Raw genomic sequence first — 25,130 nt, forward strand, 5'->3', positions numbered from 1 at the left:
ACTGAGATAGGATTCCTCCTAATGAGTATGAATCTCACGAAATTGGCTAAGAAATTAGTCCAAGATAATAGAGATAAAAAGAAAAACACAGACAGTACGGCTGGATTTCATCAAAATCAGCTCAATCTGTCTGTGTATTTTTTAGTTATTGGCTAGTTATTGGCTAGTTTTTGCCCAGCCTCGTTTGAAGTTGGAAATAGGGAAACGAAGTTTCCTCGTACGTCGAAGTAATAAGAGAAAAACTAAATGACGATACATACTAAAAGACAGGATTTCTCCTGCCTTTCACTTACATATTTTTGGCATAGTCCAGGCGATAACCTAGATTAGCAAAGAGATTCTGTACTCGTTTTATGGTGGCTACTTTACCGAATAAGAGATGGTACTGGTCGGCATTCATCTCTACAGCAGCCAAACAAAACTGTTCACTAGCATATTTTTCATCAATAATCGCAGCCCAGTCTGGCACATTGCCAGTTTCCTCCAAGCCAGCCGAATCTAGTTTTAACAAAATCCCTGCATTTCGTACAGGCTGTAGGCAATCAAAAGCCGCGATAAAATCAAATAAGCGATCCTTGCGTGGTCGAACACAAACGTACCGATTATGCTCCAGTAAAGCTAGTAGAATAAGCAACAAATTGTCCTTTTCTACTTCTCCCACACGATCTAAGAAGGCATCAAATGCCTCTGGTGATAAAATACCTTCTAGCAAGTCTAAAATGTGATTGGGATCACTTGCAAAGACGCTCTCTTTTAATTGGATAAATATATCTCGGTTGCCCTCAGATAGTAGGTCAGCAATCTCAAAAATATCCTGTAAATTTTCTTCTGTCAGCATACTTCCTCCGATTCATTTTTATTTTTTAACTTGGAAATTCCCACATAATATGAGGTTCAAGTGGACTGAGGAATTGATACACTTCATTGAAATCAGCTCCAGAAAGATTCTCAAGTTTCACCTCAGCCAAAAGGGTTCCTGTCCTTCCTACAATGCGTAGCCGTTTTGAATAATAATCACGGTAAATGCGGACAAGCTCATATTGAATTTTCCCAATTTCTGCTACAGGAATGGTTATTCTTTCTCCCAAAAGTTTGTTTTTATACTCTAAACACTGCTGATTAAGGACAAAGACCGGTCCTTGTTTCCGCCATAAATAAGCATAGAAGGCAGAAGGAACAGCTAACAATAGGTAGCCCAATCCTGATAGAATAGCAGGTTCTGGCTTTAACATTAAGCCCATACCAATCAAGATAAATACCATGCTAATAACAAGTGGTAATACAAAAGATCGTTTGTAGGAAATCATATTCGCACTCCTTTCTCAACAAGAGCTTCCAATACACAAGATTAGGGATAAATCCAGTTCATATCTGGAACCAAACTGCTAATATCGCGGTGAATACTATTGAAATCAGAATTTTCCAAGCTATTTAAATTGATTCTGTCCAAAATTGTATCATTAAAATCTTTAAAATTTAGGTATCTTCTTGTAGAATAGCCCCCTGAATTGGAATGACGTTGATACCTCATACTGTATTCTATCGCTGCAATTTCGTTCCAGTAGAGACGATGTTCTTCACGAAACATACCAGCCTTTAATTCAATATACTCCTCAGTCATCACTACTGCAATAGGCTGGCGAGATTTCAAATGGTTACTGATAAGAGCTCCGATAACAAAAGCAGCGGTAATTCCCCAAATAGCTAGTAAAATGGGCGTAATGAACTCATTATTTGGAGTCTGCACCGTTTCGGCTTGTCTTCTAATGCTGGATTTTTTCTCCTCTATCCTCTCATTGACAGTATCGACGATCTCTTGTAAACGCTCCTGGTACTCTACATCCGTTTCATTTTCCAATTTTGGAGAGATGATTCTTGCCCGGTCAAGCGTCATTGGTTCAGCATCGAGGATGTATTGCTCACGGATAGTCGATAGGTCTGTTGAAGAAGAACTATTGCTGCTTAAGCCCGGTTGTGTCAGAAACAAGAAGAGGATTGTTAGAATAGTAGCGTAAATCAATATCCAGATAATGGATGTTTGACCTTTTCTATATTCAATCCTATTCTTGATATTGCTCATTTATGAACCCCTTTTTCAACAAGAGCTTCCAATTCTTCCAAACGAGCCTCAAATACCTTGAAGGCATCGTTGAGGTAATCTTCCTTGGTCATGTCTACACCTGCTTTGGCAATGACATTGAGGGAATAATCTGAGCTACCTGCTTTCAAGTAGTTGAGATAGTTTTCTTTGTCTTCTGGACTACCATTGACAATCTTGTTTGCCAGAGCTGATGCTGCTGCAAAACCTGTCGCATATTGGTAGACATAGAAATTGTAATAGAAGTGTGGAATACGAGCCCACTCAAACTGGATTTCTGGGTTTTCTTCTGCCGAAAGTCCGTAGTATTTCTCGTTAGTCTGACCGTACAATTCATTGAGGAAATCAGCCGTTAAGACTTGACCTTCCTGGTCTGCCTTGTAGATTGCTTGCTCAAACTCGGCAAATTGCGTTTGGCGGAAGACTGTACCACGGAAACCATCTAGGTAATGATTGAGAATAGCAAAGCGTTCTTTGTCATCTTCTACTTCTGCCAAGAGTTTTTCTGTTAGGAGATTTTCGTTGGTCGTTGAAGCAATTTCAGCCAAGAAGAATGAATAATGGCCATAGACATAGGGTTGCGTCTTACGAGTCAACATAGAGTGAAGTGAATGTCCTGTTTCATGGATAAGGGTATACATGTTATCCAAGTTATCCTGCCAGTTGAGAAGCATGAAGGCGTTGGTGTCATAGGCACCACCTGAATAGGCTCCTGAGCGTTTTCCTTCATTGACATGGACATCAATCCAGCGATTTTCAAAGGCTTCTTTTACAATAGCCGCATAATCCTGACCGAAAATTTCCAAGGTTTCTTGGCATTTCTTGAGTGCATCTTCATAAGAAATCTTTGTGCTGAAATCTGACAATGGTGTGTACATATCATACATCTTCAAGTCATCAATACCCAAGAGTTTCTTACGCAAATTGATATAACGGTGCAAGAGCGGAAGGTGCTTGTTGACTGCCGCTACTAATGTATCGTAAACAGATTCTGGAATGAAATTAGCTGCAAGTGATGCGTGGCGGGCAGAGTCGTACTTCCGCAAACGAGCTTTCAGGTTATTGACCTTAACGTTAGACTGCAGAGTCTTAGCGTAGGTATGCTGGAACTGCTCGTAGGTACCGTACATAGCCTCATATGCTTCTTGGCGGACGTCACGGTTTTTAGACTCCATAAAATGAATGTAGTTACCATGAGAAAGTGGGACCAAATGACCATCTTCATCAGCGATTTCTGGGAAACGTAGGCTGGCATTGTCCAAAACAGAGAAGGTTTCAGCTGGTGATTCGAAAATCTCGCTGGTCGCTGCAAGGACTTCTTCTACTTCCTGTAACAAGACATGGTCCTTAGCTGCCAAAAGCTTTTCAAACTGATGGCTGTACTGCACAAGAGCAGGTTCTTCTGCCTTAAAGGCCTCCAACTGCTCATCAGTAATAGCCATAAATTCCGGCTCATAGAAGGCAAAAGCTTGTGAGAAGGATGAGTAAAGCCCCATAGCCTTAGCCTGAAATTCCTGATACTTTCCTTCACGAGTGTCCTGGTCGTTTTTCATAGACGCATAGACATAAAGCTTTTCAATGCGGCGCATAAGACCAAGTTGCGTTTCGCTGATTGTCAAAAGGCTCTTCGCTGAGTCGAGCAAATGACCTGCAAATTCTTTTGTTTTTTCAGTTTCAGCTTGTAAATCTGCAAGTTCTGCTTCCCAGGCTTCATCTGTTGGGAAAATAGTGGTCAAATCCCACTGGTATTTTTCTTCAATTTCGTAACGTTGTTTAGACATATTCAAATCCTCCGTTCTCCTATTCTAACATAAAAAAGCCCCTATTTCCAACGGAAAGTGAGGGCTTACAACTTACTCATCATCCTGTAAATCCACACTTGGCACGGTTGTTGCCGCATCTGTGCTGGCTTGGAAAAGCTCAACTTTTTCATAGCCAAACAGGCTAGCATAGATGGAGGTCGGGAATCGTTTGATTTTTTTATTGTAGGCTGTTGCCACTGCATTATAATCCTTGCGGGCAACCAATATCCGATTTTCAGTCCCTTCCAGCTCGGTAATCAAATCAGATACCTGTTGATTGGCTGTCAGTTGCGGATAATTTTCCGCCACCATCAGCAGGCGAGAAACAGCCGAATCCAGCTGACTTTGGGCCTGATTGTAGTCACTAGTTCCTGCTTGACTGGAGCCAATTTTCGCACGCGCATCCGCAATAGCAGTAAATATTTCTTCCTCGTGTTCCATAGCTCCCTTGACCGCAGCAACCACATTTGGAATCAGGTCATATCTGCGTTGGAGCTGGGTATCCACATTGGCCTGGGCATTTTCCACTTCCGCATGGCTATCGACCAGCCCATTGTATTGACCGACAGCCTCCATTCCTAAAAATAGCAGAGCGAGGATCGGGATTAGTATGATTAACCATTTCTTTTTCATATACTTGTTCCTTTCTCACCAACCAGACGAGGCTCCGCCGCCTCCACCACCGCCTCCAGACCAGCCACCTCCTCCGAATGATGAAGAAGAGGAAGAATGGGAGGAATGGTTGTCATGATAATGATGGCGGTCATCCACCAGCATCCATAGAAGATTTCCTGGACCACCGCCTCGACCACGGCTAGCCTTATCAATCATTCCAAAAATTATGAAGATTAGTATTAGAATTAAAAATAATACAAAACCATCACTTTCTGCACTGGTCCTTTCTTCCATAGCTGCCAGTTGTTCCTGACCCAGACTGGTACCATAGAAACGATCTCCTATGGATTGGACAATATAGGTTACTCCTCCGTCGTAGTCTTCCTGGCGGAAAAATTCCCTAGCATTTTCCAGAATGTCCTTAGCTTCCACATCTGTCAATACCGTGGCAGCATTGTCTGAAGTTTCTATCCGAAATTCCCTGTCAGCTATGGCAATCACCAAGAGGACACCATTGTCTGTCCCTGCAAAACCAACCTGCCACGCACGAAAGGTTTCATTTGCCAGACTTTTAATATCCCTTGAAAGACTTTCAGTCACATAGACCCCGACCTGTAGTTGTTGCTCACTAACTGCCCAAGTCTGATTGAGCTGGTCAATGCTGGCGATGGTTTCACTGGAAAGAAGATTGGTTTCATCAACCACCGTCGTATCAATAGGACGGTCTGGAATTCCCTCAGCTTGTGCCAGGCTAGGCAGACCTAGACAGAACAGTAAAAGCAAGAAACCCAATAAATAGAACAGATACTTTTTCATACGGCACCTCCTCTGAATGAAGAAAACGCTATCTTTATATTATTGTATCATTTTTGCTCTGTTTTGCAAGTATTTCTATAATTATTTTTTGAAGTTGCGGAATGATTTCTGCTCGAAACCAAGGATTCTTTGCTTGCCAGAGATTATTTCTTGAAGAGGGATGTGGTAAAGGAAAATAAGTGGGAAGGTAGTCATCTGCATGCTGTACTCTTTCAGTCAGGTTCCTTTGGGATTTTTCCAAATAATAATCCTGAGCATATTGCCCAATCAACAAGGTCAGTTCAAGATCAGGAAGTTGGTCCAGAATCAGCTGGTGCCATTTGGACGCAAAATCCTTGCGAGGCGGTAAATCCCCAGACTTCCCCTTTCCTGGATAATAGAAATCCATAGGAAGGATAGCAAACTGACCAGATTCATAAAAAGTTTGACGATTTACACCCAACCATTTCCGCAGATTCTCTCCGCTGGCATCATCAAAGAGGCGGCCTTTTTCTTGTGTTTTTAATCCCGGTGCCTGTCCAATAATGAGGATTTTTGCGGTAGACGGTGCTTGGAAAAGCGGGACTATTCCCTTGTTCGTAAACGCTTGATTAGCTGCATCCTTCATGATGGCTTGCTCAATTTCAGCTAGCTCCATTATGACCTACTTTCTTGACCATGGTCACATCTTCTTCTAAGGCACGGAAACCACATTTTTCATAGAAGGAAAAGGCTGGTAAATTACGTTCGGTTTGCAGGAGAATATGAACAATCCTTCTCTCAATCAACTGTTCCTCAATTCTTTTTAGGAAATCCTGCCCGATTCCTCGTCCTTGGTAATCGCGAGAGATACAGAGCTCTTCAATACGGTATTCGGTCCCCTCATACCAGTAGCGAATGTGCCCTAGAGAAAGGGCAATGAGGCTACCTTGGTCAAGCAAGCCAAAACAAAGTGCTCTTGGATGTGACAGCAAATCACCTAGATAGCGGTCTAATTGTTCCTCGTCAGCCCAATCATCATTCCATGGCTCCTGACTAAATACAGATAAAAAGAGCTGTTTGACCATTTCTATATCTGAAGAATAAAGTTCTTTCAGTTCCATATTTCCTCCTAAAAAAGACGAGCAAACCCGTCTTGATACTATTTGATCAATTCATAAATAGCTTCTGCGTAAATGGCAGCTGCACGGTAGAGTTGCTCAACTTCGATAAATTCGTTGGCTTGGTGCATGGTGTTGACATCACCTGGGAACATGGCTCCGTAGGCAACACCACGTTTGAGTAAGCGGCCGAATGTACCACCACCGATTACTTGTTCGTGACCTTTCAAGCCTGTGTGTTTTTCATAAACAGACAAAAGGGTTGCAACCATTGGGTCATCGATTGGGCAATAATGTGGAGTGTGACCATGTTCAGACAGGCTAACAGCTTCCACGCCCAGTTTTTCCAAACCAGCCTTGATAGCTTCAGGGTTTGTATTTTTTGGATAACGGAAGTTGAGGGCAATGGTATTGTCAGATGAGGCTTCATCAAACTTAAAGACACCTGCGTTCATAGAAAGGGCACCCATTTGTTCATCGTAGATGGCTACGCCGAGTTTCTTAGCATCATGGTCTTCTAGAAGGACTTGGCCTGCCAAGTCAAGATAGGCTTTAGCTGCTCCGTCAAAAGCGAATTGGCTGAGGAATTTTGCCAAGTAAGTTGCACCGTTGACGCCTTCTTCTGGGGTTGAACCGTGGGCTGATTTTCCGATGACGGTGACTTGAACTTGACCGTTTTCAAGGTTTTCCGCGTCAGCTTTTAGGCCATAGGCTGCTGTGAAATCTGCCAACTTGCTGTCTAGGTCTGCTAGGTCACCAGAAATAATCGCTGTCGCAGACTCAGGCACCATGTTCTCACGCAAACCGCCTGCGAAGGAATGCAGTTTAGCAGCTCCGCTATTTTCCCCCGCAAAATGAAGATAAGCTGTGATATTGCCCTTTTCTCCGTTGATAATCGGAAACTCGGCATCAGGAGAAAATCCAAAATCTGGCAGGGGAAGGCCGACGTGTTCGAAGTAGTAATCCATGTCCGCCCAGCCTGACTCTTCGTCGGTACCAACGATGAAGCGGACTTTTTTAGAAGTCGGAAGCCCCAACTCCTTGATGATTTTCAAGCCGTAGTAGCAAGCCATGGTCGGTCCCTTGTCGTCAGAGGATCCGCGGGCAAAGAGCTTGCCGTCGATGATTTGCGGCTCGTATGGGTCGGTGTTCCAACCGCTACCTGCTGGCACCACGTCCAAGTGACCGAAGATACCGAGGACTTCGTCGCCCTCGCCGAATTCAAAGTGACCTGCGTAGTTGTCAACGTTCTTGGTTGGATAGCCATCACGCTGAGCGATTTCTAAAAACTTATCCAAGGCACGCACTGGGCCAGGTCCAAATGGATGCTGGGCATCTGCCTGGTTGTCGTCACGCTCAGAATTGATGCGGAGGAGGTCAAAGAGGTCCGCTAGAAACTCATCTTTGCGTTTGTCAAACTCTGCTCTAAAATTTACTGTCATGTGTTCTCCTTTTCAGTATCGTCATTTGGTTTATCTTTTATTACGTCGACGAAAGTGGAAACTTCGTTTCCCTATTTCCAACTTCAAATAATTTCATCATTATTTGAACTCGTTTTGCCGTACTTCAGTTATGCCTGCGGCTGTTGACACAAACTCTGACAGTCACTACTCTGACTGTTTTGACACAAACTTCGTTTGTTTCATCTCCAACCTTCAAAGGTTCCCCGAACAGTTGTTGACACAAACTCTGTTTGTTTCATTTCCAACCTTCAACAGTCACTACTATGACTGTTTTGACACAAACTTCGTTTGTCTCATTTCCGACCTTCAAAGGTTCCCCGAACCTTTGAAGCTAGTAATAAAAGTAAACCAAAAGACTGGATTAAAGTAAGTCTATTTTATCACAAAATGAAAGAGATTTCAGAATTGAAACAACGAAAAAAAGTTGGTCTCCCAACTTATTTCTATTTTTTCCAAGCAGAGCGTTCTGCTACAACTGTGAACAAAACATCGGTTGATGAGTTGAGGGCTGTTTCACAAGAGTCCTGAATCACTCCGACCACAAATCCGACTCCAACTACTTGCATGGCTAACTCATTTGGAATGCCAAAAAGACTACATGCAACTGGAATGAGGAGAAGCGAACCTCCTGCTACCCCAGATGCTCCTGCAGCTGATAGAGATGCGACAACAGATAAAAGAAGAGCTGAACTGAAATCAACTGTGATTCCGAGTGTATTTACCGCAGCCATTGTCAAAATATTGATTGTAATGGCAGCTCCAGCCATATTGACAGTCGCACCCAAGGGAATAGAAACGGAATAGGTATCTGGATCAACTCCCAACCGTTTTGCCAACTGCATATTAACGGGAATATTGGCTGCTGAACTTCTTGTGAAAAAAGCAGTTACACCGCTAACACGGAGACATTCCAATACCAAAGGGTAAGGATTTTTTCTCATGACCATAAATGCAATCAAGGGATTGACCACCAGAGCGACAAAAGCCATGCTGCCAACTAATACTAGTAATAGAACTCCGTAATTCTTAAGAGCTGCCAATCCATTATTTGCGACTGTGTCAAAAACCAAGCCTAAAATTCCGAATGGTGCAAGACCAATAATCCAACCGACTACTTTTGAGGTTACTTCCGCTGTTGATTGCAATAAATCCTTGGTGTGTTGACTCGCATTCCGAAAGGCAAGTCCGAATATCGCTGCCCAAGTCAAAACACCAATATAGTTGGCATTCACAAGCGCATTGATTGGATTGTCAACAATGTTCAATAGTAAGTCTTGAAATACTTCTGAAATCCCCTGAGGTGGTGAAATTTCTGTCGCAGTTGCCTCGGTAAGAACCAATTTTAATGGAAATAGGTAGCTGACGATAACAGCAACACTCGCAGCTGCAAACGTGCCAATCAGATACAGGAAAAGGATAGTTCGAATGTTGCTTTTTTGACCATTAGGTGCCTGAGACAGGGCGTGGGCAACCAGTGTCAAAACCAATAGTGGTGCAATGGCTTTTAAAGCTCCAACAAAGAGACTTCCTAAGAGAGAAATCATCGTAAACTGAGGCACACTCAATCCCAAGACTAATCCTAAAAAGACCCCAATACTGATTTTCCGAATTAAACTCATCTTTTTCCAAATAGAAATTATATTTTTCAAACAATTACCTCCAAACAAACATTTTTCCATATTAGCAGAAAAACGAACGTTGGTCAATAGAATAAAAAACGAGTATGGACTAAGAGTTTTTTCAGCATACAGTCATTATTCCCTCAAAAAACTATTTCATATATTAAAGCACTTCACTTGTGAATACCGTTCTAAGATATAAAAACTACATGAGGTCACTCCACATGCAGTTTACAAGGTATTCTTATTCAAACTCCAACTGGGCCTTGTTGGTGAAATAGGTCTGGTAGGCTGCGTAGGAGGCGATTACTGAAGCCAGACTGGTCGCAGACAGCAACATGAACATGACCATAATCTGATAACGAATGGCATGGACTGGATCAACGCCTGCAAAAATCAAACCGGACATCATACCTGGCAGGCTGACCAGACCGACTGTCTTAGCTGAGTCAATGGTGGGCTGCATACCTGTTTTGATAGCCTCTCGCAAAATATCCTGTGAAGCCAATTTGACAGTTGCACCCAGACTTAATTTTTCTAAAACTTGCTGGCGGTTGTCTGTGAAGGACTTGTACATAGCCCGATAGGACAGACCGATGGCCGTCATGGCATTACTAGCCAACATCCCTGAAATGGGAATGACCTGTGAAGGAATAAATTGAATAGCACCCGATAGTACCAAAATTGTCAAGGTCAATCCAGTCGAAGCCAAAAGTGCAAGAAAAGGATGAATCAAGGATTTCTTGCCATTGGGATTGCGTTTGTTGGCTTGGACACTGGCATTGTAAAGAATGATCAAAACCATTGCCAAGCTAAGAAAGACATTAGAGGCTTGGAAGATAAATTTGAGAATGTAGCCGACAAAAATTAGCTGGAAGACAGTTCTGACAACTGCCATGAAAATATCCTTGGTCAAGCCCAGTTTTTCCTTTTGGCTAATGCCCATGGCCACCAAGACCAGCCCGAAAACAAGGGCTAGGGATAGGTTATCTACTGAAACATTCATACTTGGACCCGACCTCCTTCTATTCTCAGAATCTTTTGGGCTGCATCAATCTCTGACTGGTCATGAGTGACTTCAATCAGGGTATTTCCAGCAGCTTGGTAGTCTGCCAAGAGCTTGTTGACAATGGCCTTGGTTTCGGCATCCAATCCTGCAGAGATTTCGTCTAAGAGTAAGACTTTGGGCTCGAAGAGTAGATTGCGGATGAGGGCAACTCGCTGCTTTTCTCCTCCAGATAGTTCTGTGATTTTCTTGCTTAAAAATGTTGGTGCTAGATGAACAGATTCTAGGGCCTTTAGGGCTTTGGCTGGGTCAAATGCTAGCTGACGAATGGTAAATGGAAACTGGAGATTGTCTTGGACAGTCTGTCCAAAGAGGACTGGCTGTTGAAAACAATAGGAAACTTCTCTCCTGTAAGTCGGCATATCCAGCTCTGCTATGTCCCTCCCCTGAAAGAAAATAGTCCCACTGGTCGCGGATGTCAAGCCTGCCAAGAGTTTTAAGATAGAACTTTTGCCGCTGCCTGAAGGCCCAACCAAGGTTAGTCGCTCGCCTGCTGCAACGGTGAAGCTAATGTCCGTTAAAATCGACTTATCTTTGTCCGATAAGCTGACCGATTGAAGTTGGAAAATGTTCATCTTAATGACCGTGCTCTTCTGCTTCTTCAGCAGCGATAGCGATGGCTTGCGTTTCGTGAACTGTCCCGTGAGCGTGGTGGGCTGGTCCATAGATAGAGTAGATTTTTAGGTCTTCTTGACCGATGTTGATGACATTATGGTAGGTACCGTTTGGAATCAAAATGGCATCTTCTGGTCCAACTTCCATATCAAGCGTAATCTTATCAGCTGATTCACCCATGATAACACGGCCGTGACCTTGCTCAATGCGGAGGAATTGATCGTTTTCATTATGGACTTCTGCACCGATATCACCACCGACCGGGATAGACATGAGGGTAACTTGCAAGAGTTCCCCAGTCCAGAGGGCTGTACGGTAGTTGGTATTTTCAAGCGTTGCTGTTTCGATATTGGTTACAAATGGAGCTTTTCCATAATCTTTTGTTGTCATAATTGTTTACCTCTAAATTATAATCATTCTAAACTTTCTTTAGAACAATTCTAATTATACTCCTTTTGAAATACTTGTCAAGCTTTTTTAGAAACATTATAATTTTCAGACTATATTTAAGGAACAAGCACAGAAAAAGCTACCTTTCGATAGCTTGTTTCTATAACTTTACAGACAAGTTGGCCAAATAGTCTGAGCCAAATTGGGACAGGCGATTGCGACTGTCTTTAGATTCATAAAAATCAATCATGGCAAAACCAGCTCGTAATTGCCCAGCAATCTGTTCTTCTAAGGTATGGCTAAATTCATAGCCATATTCTGGATTGATCGTGATTTGTCCTGCTTCTTCTAATTGTCGTGCGTTGAAAGGTAGGCTATACTTGAGCACCAAGGTCTTGTCTGGACGGTCCCAAACATCGTCCCCGTCAAAGATATAAATCCAAGGGTTCATGTAGCCAACCATGAGCAGTCCGCCTTTTTTCAAAACCCGATAGGATTCCTGCCACATATTTTCCAGGTCTTCGATATAGACATTTGAAACAGGGCAAAAAATGATATCAAAACTCTCGTCTTCAAAGGGAAAGGCTTGTGTCATATCTGCCTGTACCGTCTGTAAGTCCAGATTTTCCCGCTCCGCAACCAAGCGATCCTTGTCCAACTGTTCCTTGGAAAAATCCATAATAGTCGTTTGGTAACCGTGAGCCGCAAACATCGGTCCCTGCTGACCACCACCGCAAGCCAGACCCAGTAATTTCTTGCCTTGGGCTTTTTCAAACCAGTCAAGCGGCACCGTCTTTCCAACTGTCAGGGAAACGGATAAGGGCTTGTCCTTGGCAAGAAGAAATTCCTCATGACTGAGCGGAACCGTATAGGCATTTCCCTGCCCAGCTGAAACACGATTCCAACGTTCTTGATTGTAGTGTACATAATCTGTCATTCTTATTTCCTCTGGAGAGGCCTAGCCAATATGACCTCGTTCTTTTCTTTTCATATTTTTAACTCCTTTACTATGCTCATTCTATTATAGTATAAGCACAAAGAAAAAGCTACCTTTCGATAGCTTCTTTCCTTATGTCAAGTCGTTAAAGTCCCAGACATCATCCACCCAGCCTTCATAAAAATCAGGCTCGTGGCAGACCATGAGGATAGAGCCCTTGTAGGCCTGAAGGGCACGTTTGAGTTCGTCCTTGGCATCCACATCCAAGTGGTTGGTCGGCTCGTCAAGGACCAGCACATTGTTTTCACGGTTCATGAGTAGGCAGAAGCGAACTTTAGCCTGTTCACCACCGGAAAGGACTTGAATCTGGCTTTCGATATGCTTGGAAGTCAGACCGCAACGAGCCAAGGCTGCCCGTACTTCCGCTTGGTTCAGTGCAGGAAAGGCATCCCAAACGGCTTCCAGTGGCGTCTGACGATTGCCTCCGGCAACTTCTTGCTCGAAATAGCCTAGTTCCAGATACTCCCCACGCTCCACAGAACCACCGAGCGGTGGAATAATCCCTAGCAAACTTTTAAGAAGAGTGGATTTACCGATACCGTTGGCACCGACAATGGCAATCTTCTGGTTGCGTTCAAAGGTAAGATTGAGCGGTTTACGGGTCAATACACGGTCATAACCAATTTCCAAATCAGTCGTTTGAAAGATAAAGCGACTTGGTGTCCGAGCCATTTTGAAATCAAAGGATGGCTTTGGTTTTTCCGCTTGGAGTTCAATAATCTCCATCTTATCCAACTTCTTCTGGCGGGACATGGCCATGTTTCGTGTCGCAACGCGGGCCTTGTTACGGTTAACAAAGTCCTGCAGATCTGCGATTTCCTTCTGCTGACGTTCATAGGCAGCCTCTAACTGAGCTCGCTTCATAGCGTGAACTTCTTGGAACTGGTAATAATCCCCTGTGTAACGGGTCAAGAGTTGATTTTCCACATGGTAGACAATGTTAATCACGTCATTCAAGAAAGGAATATCATGCGAAATCAAGACAAAGGCATTTTCGTAGTTCTGCAAGTAGCGTTTGAGCCAGTCAATGTGTTCGGCATCCAGGTAGTTGGTCGGCTCATCCAGAAGCAAGATGTCAGGCTTTTCCAAGAGCAATTTTGCCAAAAGAACCTTAGTACGTTGGCCACCTGATAACTCCGTCACGTCCTTGTCCATACCATAATCCATAACGCCCAGAGCCCGTGCCACTTCGTCAATCTTGGCATCCAGCGTATAGAAATCACGGCTTTCCAGACGGTCTTGCAGTTCACCAACCTCTTCCATGAGGGCATCCATATCCGCTCCCTCTTCTGCCATGGACATGTAAATGTCATTGATACGAGCCTCGGTTTTTAACAGTTCATCAAAGGCTGTTCGCAAGACATCACGGACAGACTGGCCTTTTTCTAGTTTAGCATGCTGATCTAAATAACCTGCCGTTACATAGCGGGACCATTCTACCTTGCCTTCATCTGGCTTCAATTGACCTGTCACGATGGACATGAAGGTTGATTTTCCCTCACCATTGGCACCAACAAGACCAATGTGCTCCCCCTTCAACAAACGGAAGGAAACATTCTCAAAAATGGCGCGGTCACCAAATCCATGACTTAAATTCTTTACTTCTAAAATACTCATAATTTCCTCATAACATCAAAGAACTGGAGCAAGCAACTCCAGTTTTTTATTTTTATTTTCACTGTCTTGAGAGTAACTACTAGCCACCTACTCAATCTTGTGATCCAGACAATGAAATCAGCTAAACGAATGATTGATTTCTACTTAAATTCCGATTTCTGCACGGACCACATCGGCAATGGTGTCCACATAGTAATCGACTTCAGCATCCGTTGGTGCTTCTGCCATAACACGCAAGAGTGGCTCGGTACCACTTGGACGGACCAAGATACGACCATTGCCAGCCATTTCTGATTCCATTTTTTCAATGATAGCTGCAATAGCAGGCACTTCCATCGCCTTGTCTTTCATGCTGTTTTCCACACGGATATTGACCAATTTTTGTGGGTAAATAGATACTTCTGCTGCCAATTCTGACAATTTCTTACCAGTTTCTTTCATGATTTTGGTCAATTGCACAGCGGTCAACTGACCATCTCCTGTGGTGTTATAATCCATGAGAATGACGTGTCCAGACTGCTCACCGCCGACATTATAGCCACCTTTGCGCATTTCTTCGACAACATAACGGTCGCCGACTGCGGTCACAGCTTTTTCAATCCCCTCACGGTCCAAAGCCTTATGGAAACCAAGGTTAGACATAACCGTTGTTACAATGGTATTTTTAGCAAGCAAGCCCTTGTCTGCCAAGTACTTACCAACGATGTACATGATACGGTCGCCATCAACCAAGTCACCATTTTCATCGACAGCAATCAAGCGGTCACTGTCACCATCAAAGGCAAGTCCGATTTGACTGCCAGTTTCTTTCACCAATTCCTGCAGTTTTTCTGGGTGGGTTGACCCAACTCCTTCGTTGATGTTCAAACCATCTGGGTTCTCAGCCATAACTGTCAAATCAGCTCCCAAATCTGCAAAGATTTGACGGGCAGAAGTTGAGGCTGCACCGTTGGCAGTGTCCAAGGCCACTTTCATGCCTTCCAACTGGATACCAGTCGATACAAGGAAGGATTCGTATTTACGCAAACCTTCTGGATAATCGACTACATCGCCCAAGCCTTGTGCAGAGGGACGAGGAAGGGTATCTTCTTCGGCATCCAAGAGGGCTTCAATTTCTGCTTCTAAGGCATCATCCAACTTGAAACCATCGCCTGCAAAGAATTTGATACCATTGTCTTGGGCAGGGTTGTGGCTGGCAGAAATCATAACACCAGCACTCGCTTTTTCTGTTTTGACCAAGTGAGCTACACCTGGGGTCGCAAGCACACCAAGCTTATAGACATGAATTCCAGCTGACAAAAGCCCCGCTACCAAGGCAGCTTCCAACATCTGACCTGAGATACGAGTATCACGCGCCACAAAGACACGGGGAACATCTGTTTCATGCTGACTGAGGACATAGCCACCAAAACGACCAAGTTTAAAAGCCAATTCCGGCGTCAATTCTACGTTTGCTTCTCCACGGACACCATCCGTACCAAAATATTTACCCATTTTAAAATTTACCTCTTATTTCGTTTTTGTTAATGTAATTTGCATGTTTGCCTCTGTCTGTGACAAGACAACTGGCAAGACATTGCCGTCGCTATCAACAGCCTGTAACTTAGCTGTTCCACTATAATTTGTTGACAGATTGCTCACATCTACAGCAATGGCTTCAATTCGATCAATCTTAGCCATGGTTTCTTCATCTGTCGTTACTTTTACAGTATCTACATTGACCGAAACCTTAGAAAGGCTGTAACCTTCTGCCAACTGATTGCTATAAACTTTAGCTTCTACAGGCAGGGCCTTACTAACTCTTTTACCAATATTAACCGTAATGGCATCTGGTGCTAGGGTCGCGGTCACTCCTGCTGGCAGATTGGCTAATTGGAGTTTTACAATATTGGTGCCTGCCTTCATCTCTTTCAAATCTGCGACAACTTGAAAAGTTCGTGTAGATTCATCGGATTCCCGTTGCAAAAGCACTCGATTGGATCCTCTCAACTCAACAGTCACTGTTGATGAGAAACCTGAAATAAAGTACTCACTGGTATTGTATTCAATATCTATCGGTACATTATTTAAGGTATGAACATAGGTTTCTGACTCCGTATTCTGAGCGGCTGTTTCCGAATTTTTATAGTTGGTAGTAGTCGCATAGAAAAAAAGCAAAAGCGCTAAGAATAATGAGAGAAGTAAGTGACCTACAGCTTTAAATTTTTCTTGCATGTTTGCCACCTCTCAATCGCTTCAAAAATGTGTTTTTCTCCTGATTGTCAGAACCGAAAATAGTCCATAGTTCAGCCTCAAATTCCTCCAAGCTCAAATCATGCTTGAAATTACCATTATGAGCAATGGAAATACTACCCGTTTCCTCTGAAACTATGAAAACAAAGGCATCTGAAACCTCTGACAAACCGATCGCAGCCCGGTGCCTAGTGCCAAATTCTTTTGAAATACCTGCACTTTCAGACAGGGGAAGGTAGGCACAGGAAACCGCCACCTTATCATCCTTGATAATAACTGCTCCATCATGCAAGGGGGTATTAGGAATGAATATATTTATCAATAATTCACGCGAAATATCTGCGTTCAACGAAATACCCGTTGCCCTATATTCTTGCAAGGTTTGAGCCTGCTCCACTGCCACAAGTGCTCCAATTTTACGCGGTGACATATAGGCTGCAGATTTTACAAGAGCATCAATGAGCTTTTCTTCCTTACTGAGCGTATTAGCTGAAAAAATATGGGTCGTCCGCCCTAACTTTTCAAGCATGGCTCGCAGTTCTGGAGCAAAAATAACAACTGCTGCGATAACTCCATAGGTAATGACCTGATTGATCAACCAGGCAATGGTCTGCAAACCAAATAAACTAGCAAGAAGTTGTGCAATGATAAAGAGAAATACCCCACGGATGAGGGTCATAATCTTCGTACCAGCAATAGCCTTACTAAAATTATAAATCAAATAAACAACGATGCTGATGTCAATCAAGTGTAGGATAGCTACCCAAGGACTAGCAATCAGACTTGACCAATACCCAGCATCCAGTAACTGGCTTAAGTTTAACATAGGTTTCTCATACTTCCTAACTCGTACATGGTAACGTTTCTATTATATCACATTTTTTCTTTCTTTTTTTAGAAAAGGATGAAGATAGGATTAAATTTATTACAAATAGTCATCAGAAATGTATCAGTATTTCTACATACTCCGTTCTAGAAAATCCCTGACCTTTATGATAAAATAGTCCCATGAAAATAAATACTTTATTAGGGATTGCCGCAGGGAAGACCAGCCAGTTTGTCCTCAACAAACTGGGCCGAGGAACTACCTTGCCTGGTAAAATTGCCCTCACATTCGATAAACATATTTTAGATAGTTTGGCTAAGGATTATGAAGTCGTTGTTGTGACAGGTACCAACGGTAAGACTTTAACAACTGCCTTGACCGTTGGAATTCTTCAAGAAGCCTTTGGCGAAATCACGACCAATACCAGCGGTGCCAATATGATTACAGGGATTACGGCAACCTTTTTATCTGCCAAGAAAAACAAAAACGGCAAGAAGATTGCCGTCTTGGAAATCGACGAAGCCAGCCTAGCCCGTGTAACCGACTTTATCAAGCCTAGCCTGATTGTCTTTACCAATATCTTCCGCGACCAAATGGACCGTTATGGTGAGATTTATACCACCTACCAGATGATTTTGGACGGGGCTGCAAAAGCTCCGCAGGCAACCATTTTAGCCAACGGTGACAGCCCGCTTTTCAACTCGACGAACGTTATCAATCCAGTAAAATACTACGGTTTTGCGACGGAAGAGCATGAGCCACGTCTGGCCCATTACAATACCGAGGGTGTTCTCTGCCCGCATTGCCACCAGATTATCCAGTACAAGCTCAATACCTACGCCAACTTGGGCAGCTACATCTGTAGCAACTGCGGCTTTAGCCGACCTGAACTGGACTACAAGTTGACAGAACTAAAAGAAATCACCAATACTTCTTCTACCTTTGCCATTGACGGTCAGGATTACAAAATCAACATCGGCGGGCTTTATAATATCTACAATGCCCTAGCAGCTGTCAGCGTAGCAGAATTTTTCGGAGTAGCACCTGAGAAAATTAAGGCAGGATTTGACAAGTCCAAGGCAGTCTTCGGTCGCCAAGAAACCTTTAAACTCGGTGATAAGGATTGTACCTTGGTCCTCATTAAAAACCCTGTCGGTGCAACCCAGGCCATTGAAATGATGAAACTGGCTCCTTACGATTTTAGCCTATCTGTTCTTCTCAATGCTAACTACGCTGACGGAATTGATACCAGCTGGATTTGGGATGCTGACTTTGAACAAATCACTCAAATGGACATTCCACAAGTCTTTGCAGGCGGTGTTCGTTCGTCTGAAATTGCCCGTCGCCTCCGTGTGACTGGCTATCCAGAGGACCAGATTACTGAAACACCAAAACTGGAAGACATCATGACCTTGATTGAGCAGTCCAGCAGTCAGCATGCCTATATCCTCGCAACCTATACGGCTATGCTGGAATTCCGTGACTTGCTGGCTCAACGCCAAGCCGTTGGAAAGGAGATGAAATAATGGTCTATACTTCATTAAAAAGTCCTGAAAAAGACTACACTTATGATCTCCACATCGCCCATCTCTACGGTGATTTGATGAACACCTACGGTGACAATGGCAATATCCTCATGCTCAAGTATGTAGCTGAAAAGCTAGGGGCTCGTGTACAGGTGGACATCGTTTCACTGACAGATGAATTTGACAAGGATTTCTACGACATCGCCTTTTTCGGTGGTGGTCAAGACTATGAGCAGTCTATTTTAGCCAAGGATTTACCGACTAAAAAAGACAGCCTAGCAAACTTTATCGAAAACGATGGCGTCATGCTGGCTATCTGCGGTGGCTTCCAGTTGCTCGGTCAATATTATATTGAAGCAGGCGGTAGAAAGATTGACGGTCTAGGTATCATGGGCCACTACACCCTCAACCAAACCAATAACCGTTTCATCGGTGACATCAAAATTCACAATGATGAATTCAACGAAACCTACTATGGTTTTGAAAACCACCAAGGCCGTACCTTCCTAGCTGACAACCAAAAACCTCTGGGCAAGGTTGTCTATGGCAATGGCAACAATAAGGAAGACGGTGGCGAAGGCCTGCATTACAAAAACACCTTCGGCAGCTACTTCCACGGGCCCATCCTGTCCCGAAATGCCAACCTAGCCTACCGCTTGGTCACAACTGCCCTCCGTAAAAAATACGGACAAGACATCCAACTTGCCAGCTATACTGACATCCTCAGCAAAGAAGTCGCTGAAGAATACGGCGATGTGAAAAGCAAGGCAGAATTTGAGAAATAAAGCAAAACCGCTTCTGAAATCAGAGGCGGTTTCATTCTTTATTCAGTTCCTACCAAGAGCACTCCCTCCACCGTAATCTCGGTCAACTGGCTCAGGTCCAGCTTGGACTGGTCCACTTGGAAAAAGAGAGGGGTCATATCTGCCAATACTTGAGCATGATCGGCAGAAATCGGCAGGGTACGACTGACAAAGACCTCCTCAACCTGTCCCACATAAGCCTTAAAATGCTCCACTATATCACGATTATCATAAGACTCCTTTCGGAGTTGGTCTTTGGCTAAATGGCGGAGCTCCTTGAGGTGATTGGGTCCTGGGACCAGTTTGAGAATAGCCCCACCAACTTTCAATACTCTGGCAAACTCCTGATAATTGGCTGGGGAAAAGATGTCCAAGATGCCGTCAATGGTCTTGTCTTGAATCGGTAACTTGGTCAAGTCTCCGACAAACCATTTGACTGACTTGGTACTGTCAGATCTGGCTGCTAGGAGTATGGAATCCTTAGAAATATCAAAAGCAAGAATGTCCAAGTCCATTTTCTCGGCTAATTTGCGGGAATAAAAGCCCTCTCCACAGCCGATGTCCAAGACTGACTGCAAACCCAGCTCTGCTATTTTCCCCTCCAAAGCCTCGTAGAGATGATCGTAATAGCCTGCCTCTAAAAAGGCCTGGCGATTTTCAAAGCTAGACTTGTGGTAGTTGGCAGACTGCTTGACCTGGGGTGCCAGATTGACGTAGCCCTGCTTGGCGATGTCGAAGGTATGGCGGTTGGGGCAGCGGAGGCTGTTGAGGTCAAGACCAAGAGCCTGCCCACAATGTGGACAGGCGAAAAATTGGTCGCTATTGCTAAAACGTGGATGTTTGGTCATGTTAGGTATTTTCTTTTCTAAAGCGGTGCAGGGCTAGTCCTGATAGGAGCGAGGCAAGGGCTCCTGTAAAAACTAGCAAGTAGCCGACTGGGAGCAGGTAGAAGTTTTCATGCAGGATGCCGTTGGCATCGACATATTCGACGGAATTGGCCTTGATGAGAAAGCTTCCGATAATGGTAATGGTCAGGTGCATCTGGGTACGGCGGCCTTCACGACCGTCCTTGACTAGTTTTTCTGTCATGTTGTTCATGTCAGTTCCTCCTAAGATAAGTTGATCTAGGGAGATTGAAAAGACAGAGGACATGAGAATCAAGAGTTCCAAGTCGGGTAGGTTTTTGTCATTTTCCCAGTTGGAAACAGCCTGCCGTGTCACATTGAGCTTGAGGGCAAACTGTTCCTGGGGCAAGTCTTCCTTCTTCCGTAAGTCTTTAATTTGTTATCCAAAGTTCATTTCGTTCTCCTTTTCGGGAGCGGGACAGAACTCGAAAAATGAAAAAGAGTTCGTCGTCCCGCCCCCGCACAGTTGATTAGGTCAGATTTGAAGTGTGCAACACGAACAAATCTGCCAATCAACCACTGCGCTGAGATGTTGACACCACCTTCGAGAAGTGATGCTAATCTCTATACTTATCTTAGCTTGTCGGTCGATGTTTGCAAAGAAAGGCTGGCTTGCAAATGTTATTTTTGACCGCAAGAGAATTTTGCGGCAGATTTTTTCTATCGCAAGACCTGCTTGCAGGCTTGATTTATCAAGGTTTTTTGGCTAGTGTCAACTTCTTGTCAACCTATCCCATCTGCTCGGATAATGCTTCCCATTCTTCCATGAGGCTTTCTTGTTTGGCTGTCAGTTGGTCGATTTCTTTCTGGTAATCGGTCAGCTGGGCGATATCGTTTGTTTCTAGCATGGCTTGGTTGAGCTCGCTTAGGCGGTTTTCGATGTTCTCAATTTCTGCCTCGATTTGCTCGATGCGGCGGGCCAATTTGCGTTGCTCTTTTTGGTTTTCCTTTTGGGCTTGGTAGTCCATGGCTCCGGCTGATTGGCTGGGGCTTTCTAGCTGGTCAGGCTGGGTTTCTGCTTCCTGCTCTGCCTTTTTCTCCAAATAATAATCATAGTCGCCCAAGTAAAGCGTGGAGCCCGTTTCCGAGATTTCCAGCACCTTGGTGGCGACGCGGTTGATGAAATAGCGGTCGTGGCTGACAAAGAGCAGGGTTCCGTCAAAGTCGATGAGGGCATTTTCCAGGACCTCCTTGCTATCGATGTCCAGGTGGTTGGTCGGCTCGTCGAGGATGAGGAAGTTGTTGTTCTCCATGGACAGCTTAGCGAGTAGCAGGCGGGCTTTTTCCCCACCAGACAGCATAGATACGGACTTTTTGACGTCATCGCCTGAGAAGAGGAAGGCTCCAAGGCGGTTGCGGATCTCCACTTCAGGCGTGGTCGGAAAGGCTGACCAGAGCTCCTCCAAAACGGTGTTGGAAGGCGTCAGGGCCGACTGGGTCTGGTCATAGTAGCCCACTTCCACATTGGCACCGAGCTTAGCTTCCCCTTTGATAAATGGCAGAGCTCCGATGATAGATTTGAGCAGGGTTGTTTTTCCGATTCCATTGGAACCGACTATGGCAATGGCATCCAGCTTTCGTTGGTCAATGGAAATAGGCTGAGAGAGAATGTCTCCATCGTAACCCACCGCAGCATTTTCCACCGTCAAGACGATATTGCCAGAAGTCTTGTCCGACTGGAAGGTCATGTTGGCAGACTTCTGCCCAGTTGTTGGCTTGTCCAGTCGCTCCATCTTTTCCAATTGCTTGCGTCTAGCCTGAGCACGCTTAGTGGTCGAGGCACGGACAATATTTTTCTGGACAAAGTCTTCTAGTTTGGCAATTTCCTTCTGCTGCTTTTCATAGTTTTGCAATTCCGTTTGCAACTTCTGCTCTTTGAGCTCAACAAACTGAGAATAATTACCCACATAGCGATCCAAGGAATGCTTGGTCAAATCCAGTGTCAGTGTCGCTACCTTGTCCAAGAAATACCGGTCGTGACTGACGATAATCAAGGCTCCCTTGTAGTGAACCAGATAATTTTCCAACCAAGCAATCGTGTCAATGTCCAGGTGGTTGGTTGGCTCATCCAGCACCAATAATTCTGGGCTTTCAAGCAACATTTTTGCCAGAGCAAGTCGAGTATTTTGACCGCCAGAGAGTTCGGAGATTTTCATGTCCCACATGGTCTGGTCAAACTTAAAACCATTCAAAATAGCACGGATATCCGCCTCATAGTTAAAGCCACCTGCTAGACGAAATTCCTCTGACAAACTATCGTAGGTCTTCATGAGCTGGTCGAGTTCATTACCAGAAAGACTGCCCATTTGCTCTTCCATAGACCGCAGGCGTTTCTCCGTCATCCGCAGATCATCAAATACATGGAGCATTTCATCGTAAATGGTATTTTCCGACTCAAAACGGCTGTCCTGTGCCAAATAGGAAAGAGACAAATCACGCTTGGTTGAAATCTCTCCGCTGGTCGCTGCTTCTTCTCCGACAAGGATTTTGAGCAGAGTTGACTTGCCAGCCCCATTTTTTCCGACAAGGGCAATCCGATCCCGCTCATCGACTTGAATGTTGATATTGTTAAATAAAACTTCGCCCGCAAATGAGCGTTCAATCTTGTTTCCACTTAGAATAATCATAGCAATATTGTACCATAATTTAGGGTAACAGTGCGGAATCCTTTTTCTGATTTCAGCAAAAAACAGCAACTTTTCAGCCACTGTCCTTCTCAAAAAATATTTAGACCAAACCGCTAAGTAATTCCCTATTCTGCCAGAGCAGATAAAGACCGCCACCAATAATGATGAGCATGATGACAAACTTAATCACACCTTTAACAAATCGGATAACCATCATCAAAAGCATGGACACAATCAGCCAGCCCCAAGCGGAAGAATTGAGCAAGGTCTGCATACTCTCTAGACTGGCACCTGTCCAAGCCTTGATAGGTTCTGGAATTTTATCAAACCAGCTGCTATCAATACCGATTTGTTCCATAATGGAATGACTGGTCGATTGTAACCATGCAAAAATCCCAGCATTATAGAGAAAGAGCAAGGCTTGCTCTGGGTAACGTTTTATTGTATTCGTAATTGTTCGTAACATATTTTCCCTTCTATTCTGAATACAAGGCCACTACGGCATCAATGTCTGCCTGCTGGATACCATGATTAGAGCCAGCTGATTCCATAACAGAAGCCTGACTATCATCATGATCCAAACCAATGGCATGACCCAATTCATGTTCAGCTGTATGGATAATTCTGTCCATATCATAGCCATACTCCTCATTCAAGAGATAATAACTATTCAAGCGAACTGTCACCGAACTATAATAATTTGTCAATAAATTGGTCGTTGAATTGGCCTCACCTGCCGCCTGGGTATTGCTATCATTCATCTCAGTAGCAATGATATCTGCCTGATTTGGATCTGTGGTAAGGACTAGGGTAAAGGCACCGGTCGCATTCCAATTGGCAATAGCCGTTTCATAGGCAGCTACGAATATTGGATTTTGGGTTTCAATATAGACAGTCGCAGTATTGGTTTCCCAACGTCCATGGTCAGCTGTATTAACCGTATCAGTAGTCAGATGTTTGATGGTATCAACACCCTCTTCAATACTGACCTCAGATTGACCTTTAACCATCAATTGTACTTCCTGAGCCAAAGTTTGTAGCATCTGAGGCGCAGCTTCCTGTTGAAAATAGAACAACATCCCCAAACCACATGCGATTAAAACCATGGAGAGCCAAACCAAGCTCCAAACTGTTCGCCAGATCCATTTAAAAATTGAAGCAAAAAATTTCATACACTATACCTCTCTCTAGAAATAGATTTCAGTATAGTCTTATTTTCTGAAATTTTTCTTAAATTCTAGGACAATCTTTCTTCCAATTTGAAATCAATGGGCAGCCAAGCCAAGACCTTTTCAATCTGTTGGTTCCAATAATACCACTCATGTTTACCTGGTCCATAACTAGCCTCTATATCAAACCCCAGTTCCTTTAACTCCCCGACTGCCTTCTGATGCCCCTCAAAGAGAAAATCCTCCTCACCACACCAGGCGTAGAACTTGGTTTTCTTGTCCGAAAATCTAGAAATATTAGTCAGTAGATTTGGATTTTCTGGATTATCTAAATCTCCAAAAACACCCTTCCAATAGTCAGGACTACCTAATTCCAAGGCAGATGGACTGGTAAAATCAACCTGCAAGGCTCCTGAAAGTGAGGCTGCGTAAGAAAAGTGATTGGTCATCATGGCAATCTTGAAAGTCCCATATCCCCCCATAGACAAGCCAGCAATAAAATTCTTCTCCCGCTTGTCAGACATATTTGGGAAAAACCGCTTGAGGATTTGAGGCAACTCAAGCGCTATGGCATCATAATAATTCATACCATAGGTGGTATTGGTGTACCAAGCCTTGTCCGTATTGACCATAACCACAATCAGATTAGTATAACGAACCAAGCGTTCAATAGTCGACCGATTGAGCCAGGAATCCTGATTGCCTCCCATCCCGTGCAAGAGATATAGGACAGGAATGTCGTTATCATCAGGATTTTCCACACGATTTCGGTCGGGATATAAGACCGTAACCTGTCTGGACATATCCAAAACTTCAGAATGGTATTCTATTTTCATGATTGCCATATGTTTCTCCTTATTTAGAA

General features: G+C 43.9%; 26 protein-coding genes. 2 read left to right on the forward strand and 24 right to left on the reverse strand.

All coding sequences use genetic code 11. The annotated features are described in order from the left end of the window. Nucleotides 1-289: 289 nt before the first annotated feature. The 18 genes from C1E58_RS06720 to cdaA all read right to left on the reverse strand — a co-directional run bounded on the left by C1E58_RS06720 (nt 290) and on the right by cdaA (nt 17,235). The gene (locus tag C1E58_RS06720) at nt 290-838 is read right to left on the reverse strand and encodes a DUF6630 family protein (protein ID WP_105113332.1); all 549 of its coding nucleotides are present in this window, start codon (nt 836-838) and stop codon (nt 290-292) included. A gap of 25 nt (nt 839-863) precedes the next feature. Beyond that, complete coding sequence (locus C1E58_RS06725; RefSeq protein WP_105209818.1) at nt 864-1,307, reverse strand: hypothetical protein; 444 nt, start codon at nt 1,305-1,307, stop codon at nt 864-866. Between the two features lie 41 nt (nt 1,308-1,348). Beyond that, nucleotides 1,349-2,080: a hypothetical protein gene (locus tag C1E58_RS06730; protein WP_105209819.1), complete on the reverse strand. Its 732-nt coding sequence runs from the start codon at nt 2,078-2,080 to the stop codon at nt 1,349-1,351. Then, nucleotides 2,077-3,879, reverse strand: coding sequence for an oligoendopeptidase F (gene pepF, locus C1E58_RS06735; RefSeq protein WP_105209820.1), 1,803 nt, complete (start codon nt 3,877-3,879; stop codon nt 2,077-2,079). The genes C1E58_RS06730 and pepF overlap by 4 nt, the downstream gene beginning before the upstream one ends. A 72-nt stretch (nt 3,880-3,951) precedes the next feature. After that, nucleotides 3,952-4,533, reverse strand: a complete 582-nt coding sequence (locus C1E58_RS06740; RefSeq protein ID WP_105209821.1) for a LemA family protein — start codon at nt 4,531-4,533, stop codon at nt 3,952-3,954. Between the two features lie 15 nt (nt 4,534-4,548). Further along, entirely contained in the window at nt 4,549-5,331 is a 783-nt protein-coding gene (locus C1E58_RS06745; protein ID WP_105209822.1) for a TPM domain-containing protein, read from the reverse strand. 34 nt (nt 5,332-5,365) lie between these two features. Further along, a complete protein-coding gene (locus C1E58_RS06750) occupies nt 5,366-5,968 on the reverse strand; it encodes a uracil-DNA glycosylase family protein (RefSeq protein ID WP_105209823.1) in 603 nt (200 codons plus the stop codon). Next, nucleotides 5,955-6,413, reverse strand: a complete 459-nt coding sequence (locus tag C1E58_RS06755) for a GNAT family N-acetyltransferase (protein ID WP_105209824.1) — start codon at nt 6,411-6,413, stop codon at nt 5,955-5,957. The genes C1E58_RS06750 and C1E58_RS06755 overlap by 14 nt, the downstream gene beginning before the upstream one ends. A 38-nt stretch (nt 6,414-6,451) precedes the next feature. Then, the gene (gene pepV, locus C1E58_RS06760) at nt 6,452-7,852 is read right to left on the reverse strand and encodes a dipeptidase PepV (RefSeq protein ID WP_105209825.1); all 1,401 of its coding nucleotides are present in this window, start codon (nt 7,850-7,852) and stop codon (nt 6,452-6,454) included. A gap of 464 nt (nt 7,853-8,316) precedes the next feature. Then, the gene (gene sstT, locus C1E58_RS06765; RefSeq protein ID WP_105209826.1) at nt 8,317-9,522 is read right to left on the reverse strand and encodes a serine/threonine transporter SstT; all 1,206 of its coding nucleotides are present in this window, start codon (nt 9,520-9,522) and stop codon (nt 8,317-8,319) included. Nucleotides 9,523-9,736: 214 nt separating this feature from the next. Continuing rightward, a complete protein-coding gene (locus C1E58_RS06770) occupies nt 9,737-10,498 on the reverse strand; it encodes an ABC transporter permease (RefSeq protein ID WP_105209827.1) in 762 nt (253 codons plus the stop codon). Next, nucleotides 10,495-11,133 carry an ABC transporter ATP-binding protein gene (locus C1E58_RS06775; protein ID WP_105209828.1) on the reverse strand — a complete coding sequence of 213 codons (639 nt, stop codon included), beginning with the start codon at nt 11,131-11,133 and terminating at the stop codon, nt 10,495-10,497. Before C1E58_RS06775 ends, C1E58_RS06770 begins: the two co-directional genes overlap by 4 nt. A 1-nt stretch (nt 11,134) precedes the next feature. Then, nucleotides 11,135-11,563: a cupin domain-containing protein gene (locus C1E58_RS06780; RefSeq protein WP_193441739.1), complete on the reverse strand. Its 429-nt coding sequence runs from the start codon at nt 11,561-11,563 to the stop codon at nt 11,135-11,137. Between the two features lie 160 nt (nt 11,564-11,723). After that, nucleotides 11,724-12,500 (reverse strand): class I SAM-dependent methyltransferase, encoded by a 777-nt coding sequence (locus C1E58_RS06785; protein WP_105209830.1) that lies wholly within the window; start codon nt 12,498-12,500, stop codon nt 11,724-11,726. Between the two features lie 132 nt (nt 12,501-12,632). Further along, a complete protein-coding gene (locus tag C1E58_RS06790) occupies nt 12,633-14,177 on the reverse strand; it encodes an ABC-F family ATP-binding cassette domain-containing protein (protein WP_105209831.1) in 1,545 nt (514 codons plus the stop codon). 144 nt (nt 14,178-14,321) lie between these two features. Further along, nucleotides 14,322-15,671: a phosphoglucosamine mutase gene (gene glmM, locus C1E58_RS06795; RefSeq protein ID WP_105209832.1), complete on the reverse strand. Its 1,350-nt coding sequence runs from the start codon at nt 15,669-15,671 to the stop codon at nt 14,322-14,324. A gap of 15 nt (nt 15,672-15,686) precedes the next feature. After that, nucleotides 15,687-16,391 carry a YbbR-like domain-containing protein gene (locus tag C1E58_RS06800; RefSeq protein ID WP_105209833.1) on the reverse strand — a complete coding sequence of 235 codons (705 nt, stop codon included), beginning with the start codon at nt 16,389-16,391 and terminating at the stop codon, nt 15,687-15,689. Continuing rightward, the gene (gene cdaA / locus C1E58_RS06805) at nt 16,375-17,235 is read right to left on the reverse strand and encodes a diadenylate cyclase CdaA (RefSeq protein ID WP_105113348.1); all 861 of its coding nucleotides are present in this window, start codon (nt 17,233-17,235) and stop codon (nt 16,375-16,377) included. Before cdaA ends, C1E58_RS06800 begins: the two co-directional genes overlap by 17 nt. Before the next feature lie 182 nt (nt 17,236-17,417). Here cdaA and murT point away from each other — a divergent pair, with 182 nt between their 5' ends. Together murT and gatD are read left to right on the forward strand one after the other, a co-directional pair. Beyond that, nucleotides 17,418-18,761 carry a lipid II isoglutaminyl synthase subunit MurT gene (gene murT, locus C1E58_RS06810; RefSeq protein WP_105209834.1) on the forward strand — a complete coding sequence of 448 codons (1,344 nt, stop codon included), beginning with the start codon at nt 17,418-17,420 and terminating at the stop codon, nt 18,759-18,761. Then, entirely contained in the window at nt 18,761-19,546 is a 786-nt protein-coding gene (gatD, locus tag C1E58_RS06815; protein WP_105209835.1) for a lipid II isoglutaminyl synthase subunit GatD, read from the forward strand. The genes murT and gatD overlap by 1 nt, the downstream gene beginning before the upstream one ends. A gap of 38 nt (nt 19,547-19,584) precedes the next feature. Here gatD and C1E58_RS06820 read toward each other — a convergent pair whose 3' ends face one another. The 6 genes from C1E58_RS06820 to C1E58_RS06845 form a co-directional block, all read right to left on the reverse strand. Next, complete coding sequence (locus C1E58_RS06820) at nt 19,585-20,412, reverse strand: putative RNA methyltransferase (RefSeq protein ID WP_105209836.1); 828 nt, start codon at nt 20,410-20,412, stop codon at nt 19,585-19,587. 1 nt (nt 20,413) lies between these two features. After that, nucleotides 20,414-20,845 (reverse strand): helix-turn-helix domain-containing protein, encoded by a 432-nt coding sequence (locus C1E58_RS06825; RefSeq protein WP_238142252.1) that lies wholly within the window; start codon nt 20,843-20,845, stop codon nt 20,414-20,416. A 352-nt stretch (nt 20,846-21,197) separates the two neighbouring features. After that, nucleotides 21,198-23,096 carry an ABC-F family ATP-binding cassette domain-containing protein gene (locus tag C1E58_RS06830; RefSeq protein ID WP_105209898.1) on the reverse strand — a complete coding sequence of 633 codons (1,899 nt, stop codon included), beginning with the start codon at nt 23,094-23,096 and terminating at the stop codon, nt 21,198-21,200. Nucleotides 23,097-23,196: 100 nt separating this feature from the next. Then, complete coding sequence (locus C1E58_RS06835; RefSeq protein WP_105209837.1) at nt 23,197-23,562, reverse strand: hypothetical protein; 366 nt, start codon at nt 23,560-23,562, stop codon at nt 23,197-23,199. Between the two features lie 10 nt (nt 23,563-23,572). Next, nucleotides 23,573-24,268 (reverse strand): M57 family metalloprotease, encoded by a 696-nt coding sequence (locus tag C1E58_RS06840; RefSeq protein ID WP_105209838.1) that lies wholly within the window; start codon nt 24,266-24,268, stop codon nt 23,573-23,575. Nucleotides 24,269-24,333: 65 nt separating this feature from the next. Then, on the reverse strand, nt 24,334-25,110 hold the full coding sequence (locus tag C1E58_RS06845; RefSeq protein ID WP_105209839.1) for an alpha/beta hydrolase: 777 nt from the start codon (nt 25,108-25,110) through the stop codon (nt 24,334-24,336). Nucleotides 25,111-25,130: the final 20 nt, after the last annotated feature.

The sequence above is a fragment of the Streptococcus suis genome (assembly GCF_002964575.1).
Lineage (GTDB): Bacteria > Bacillota > Bacilli > Lactobacillales > Streptococcaceae > Streptococcus > Streptococcus suis_R.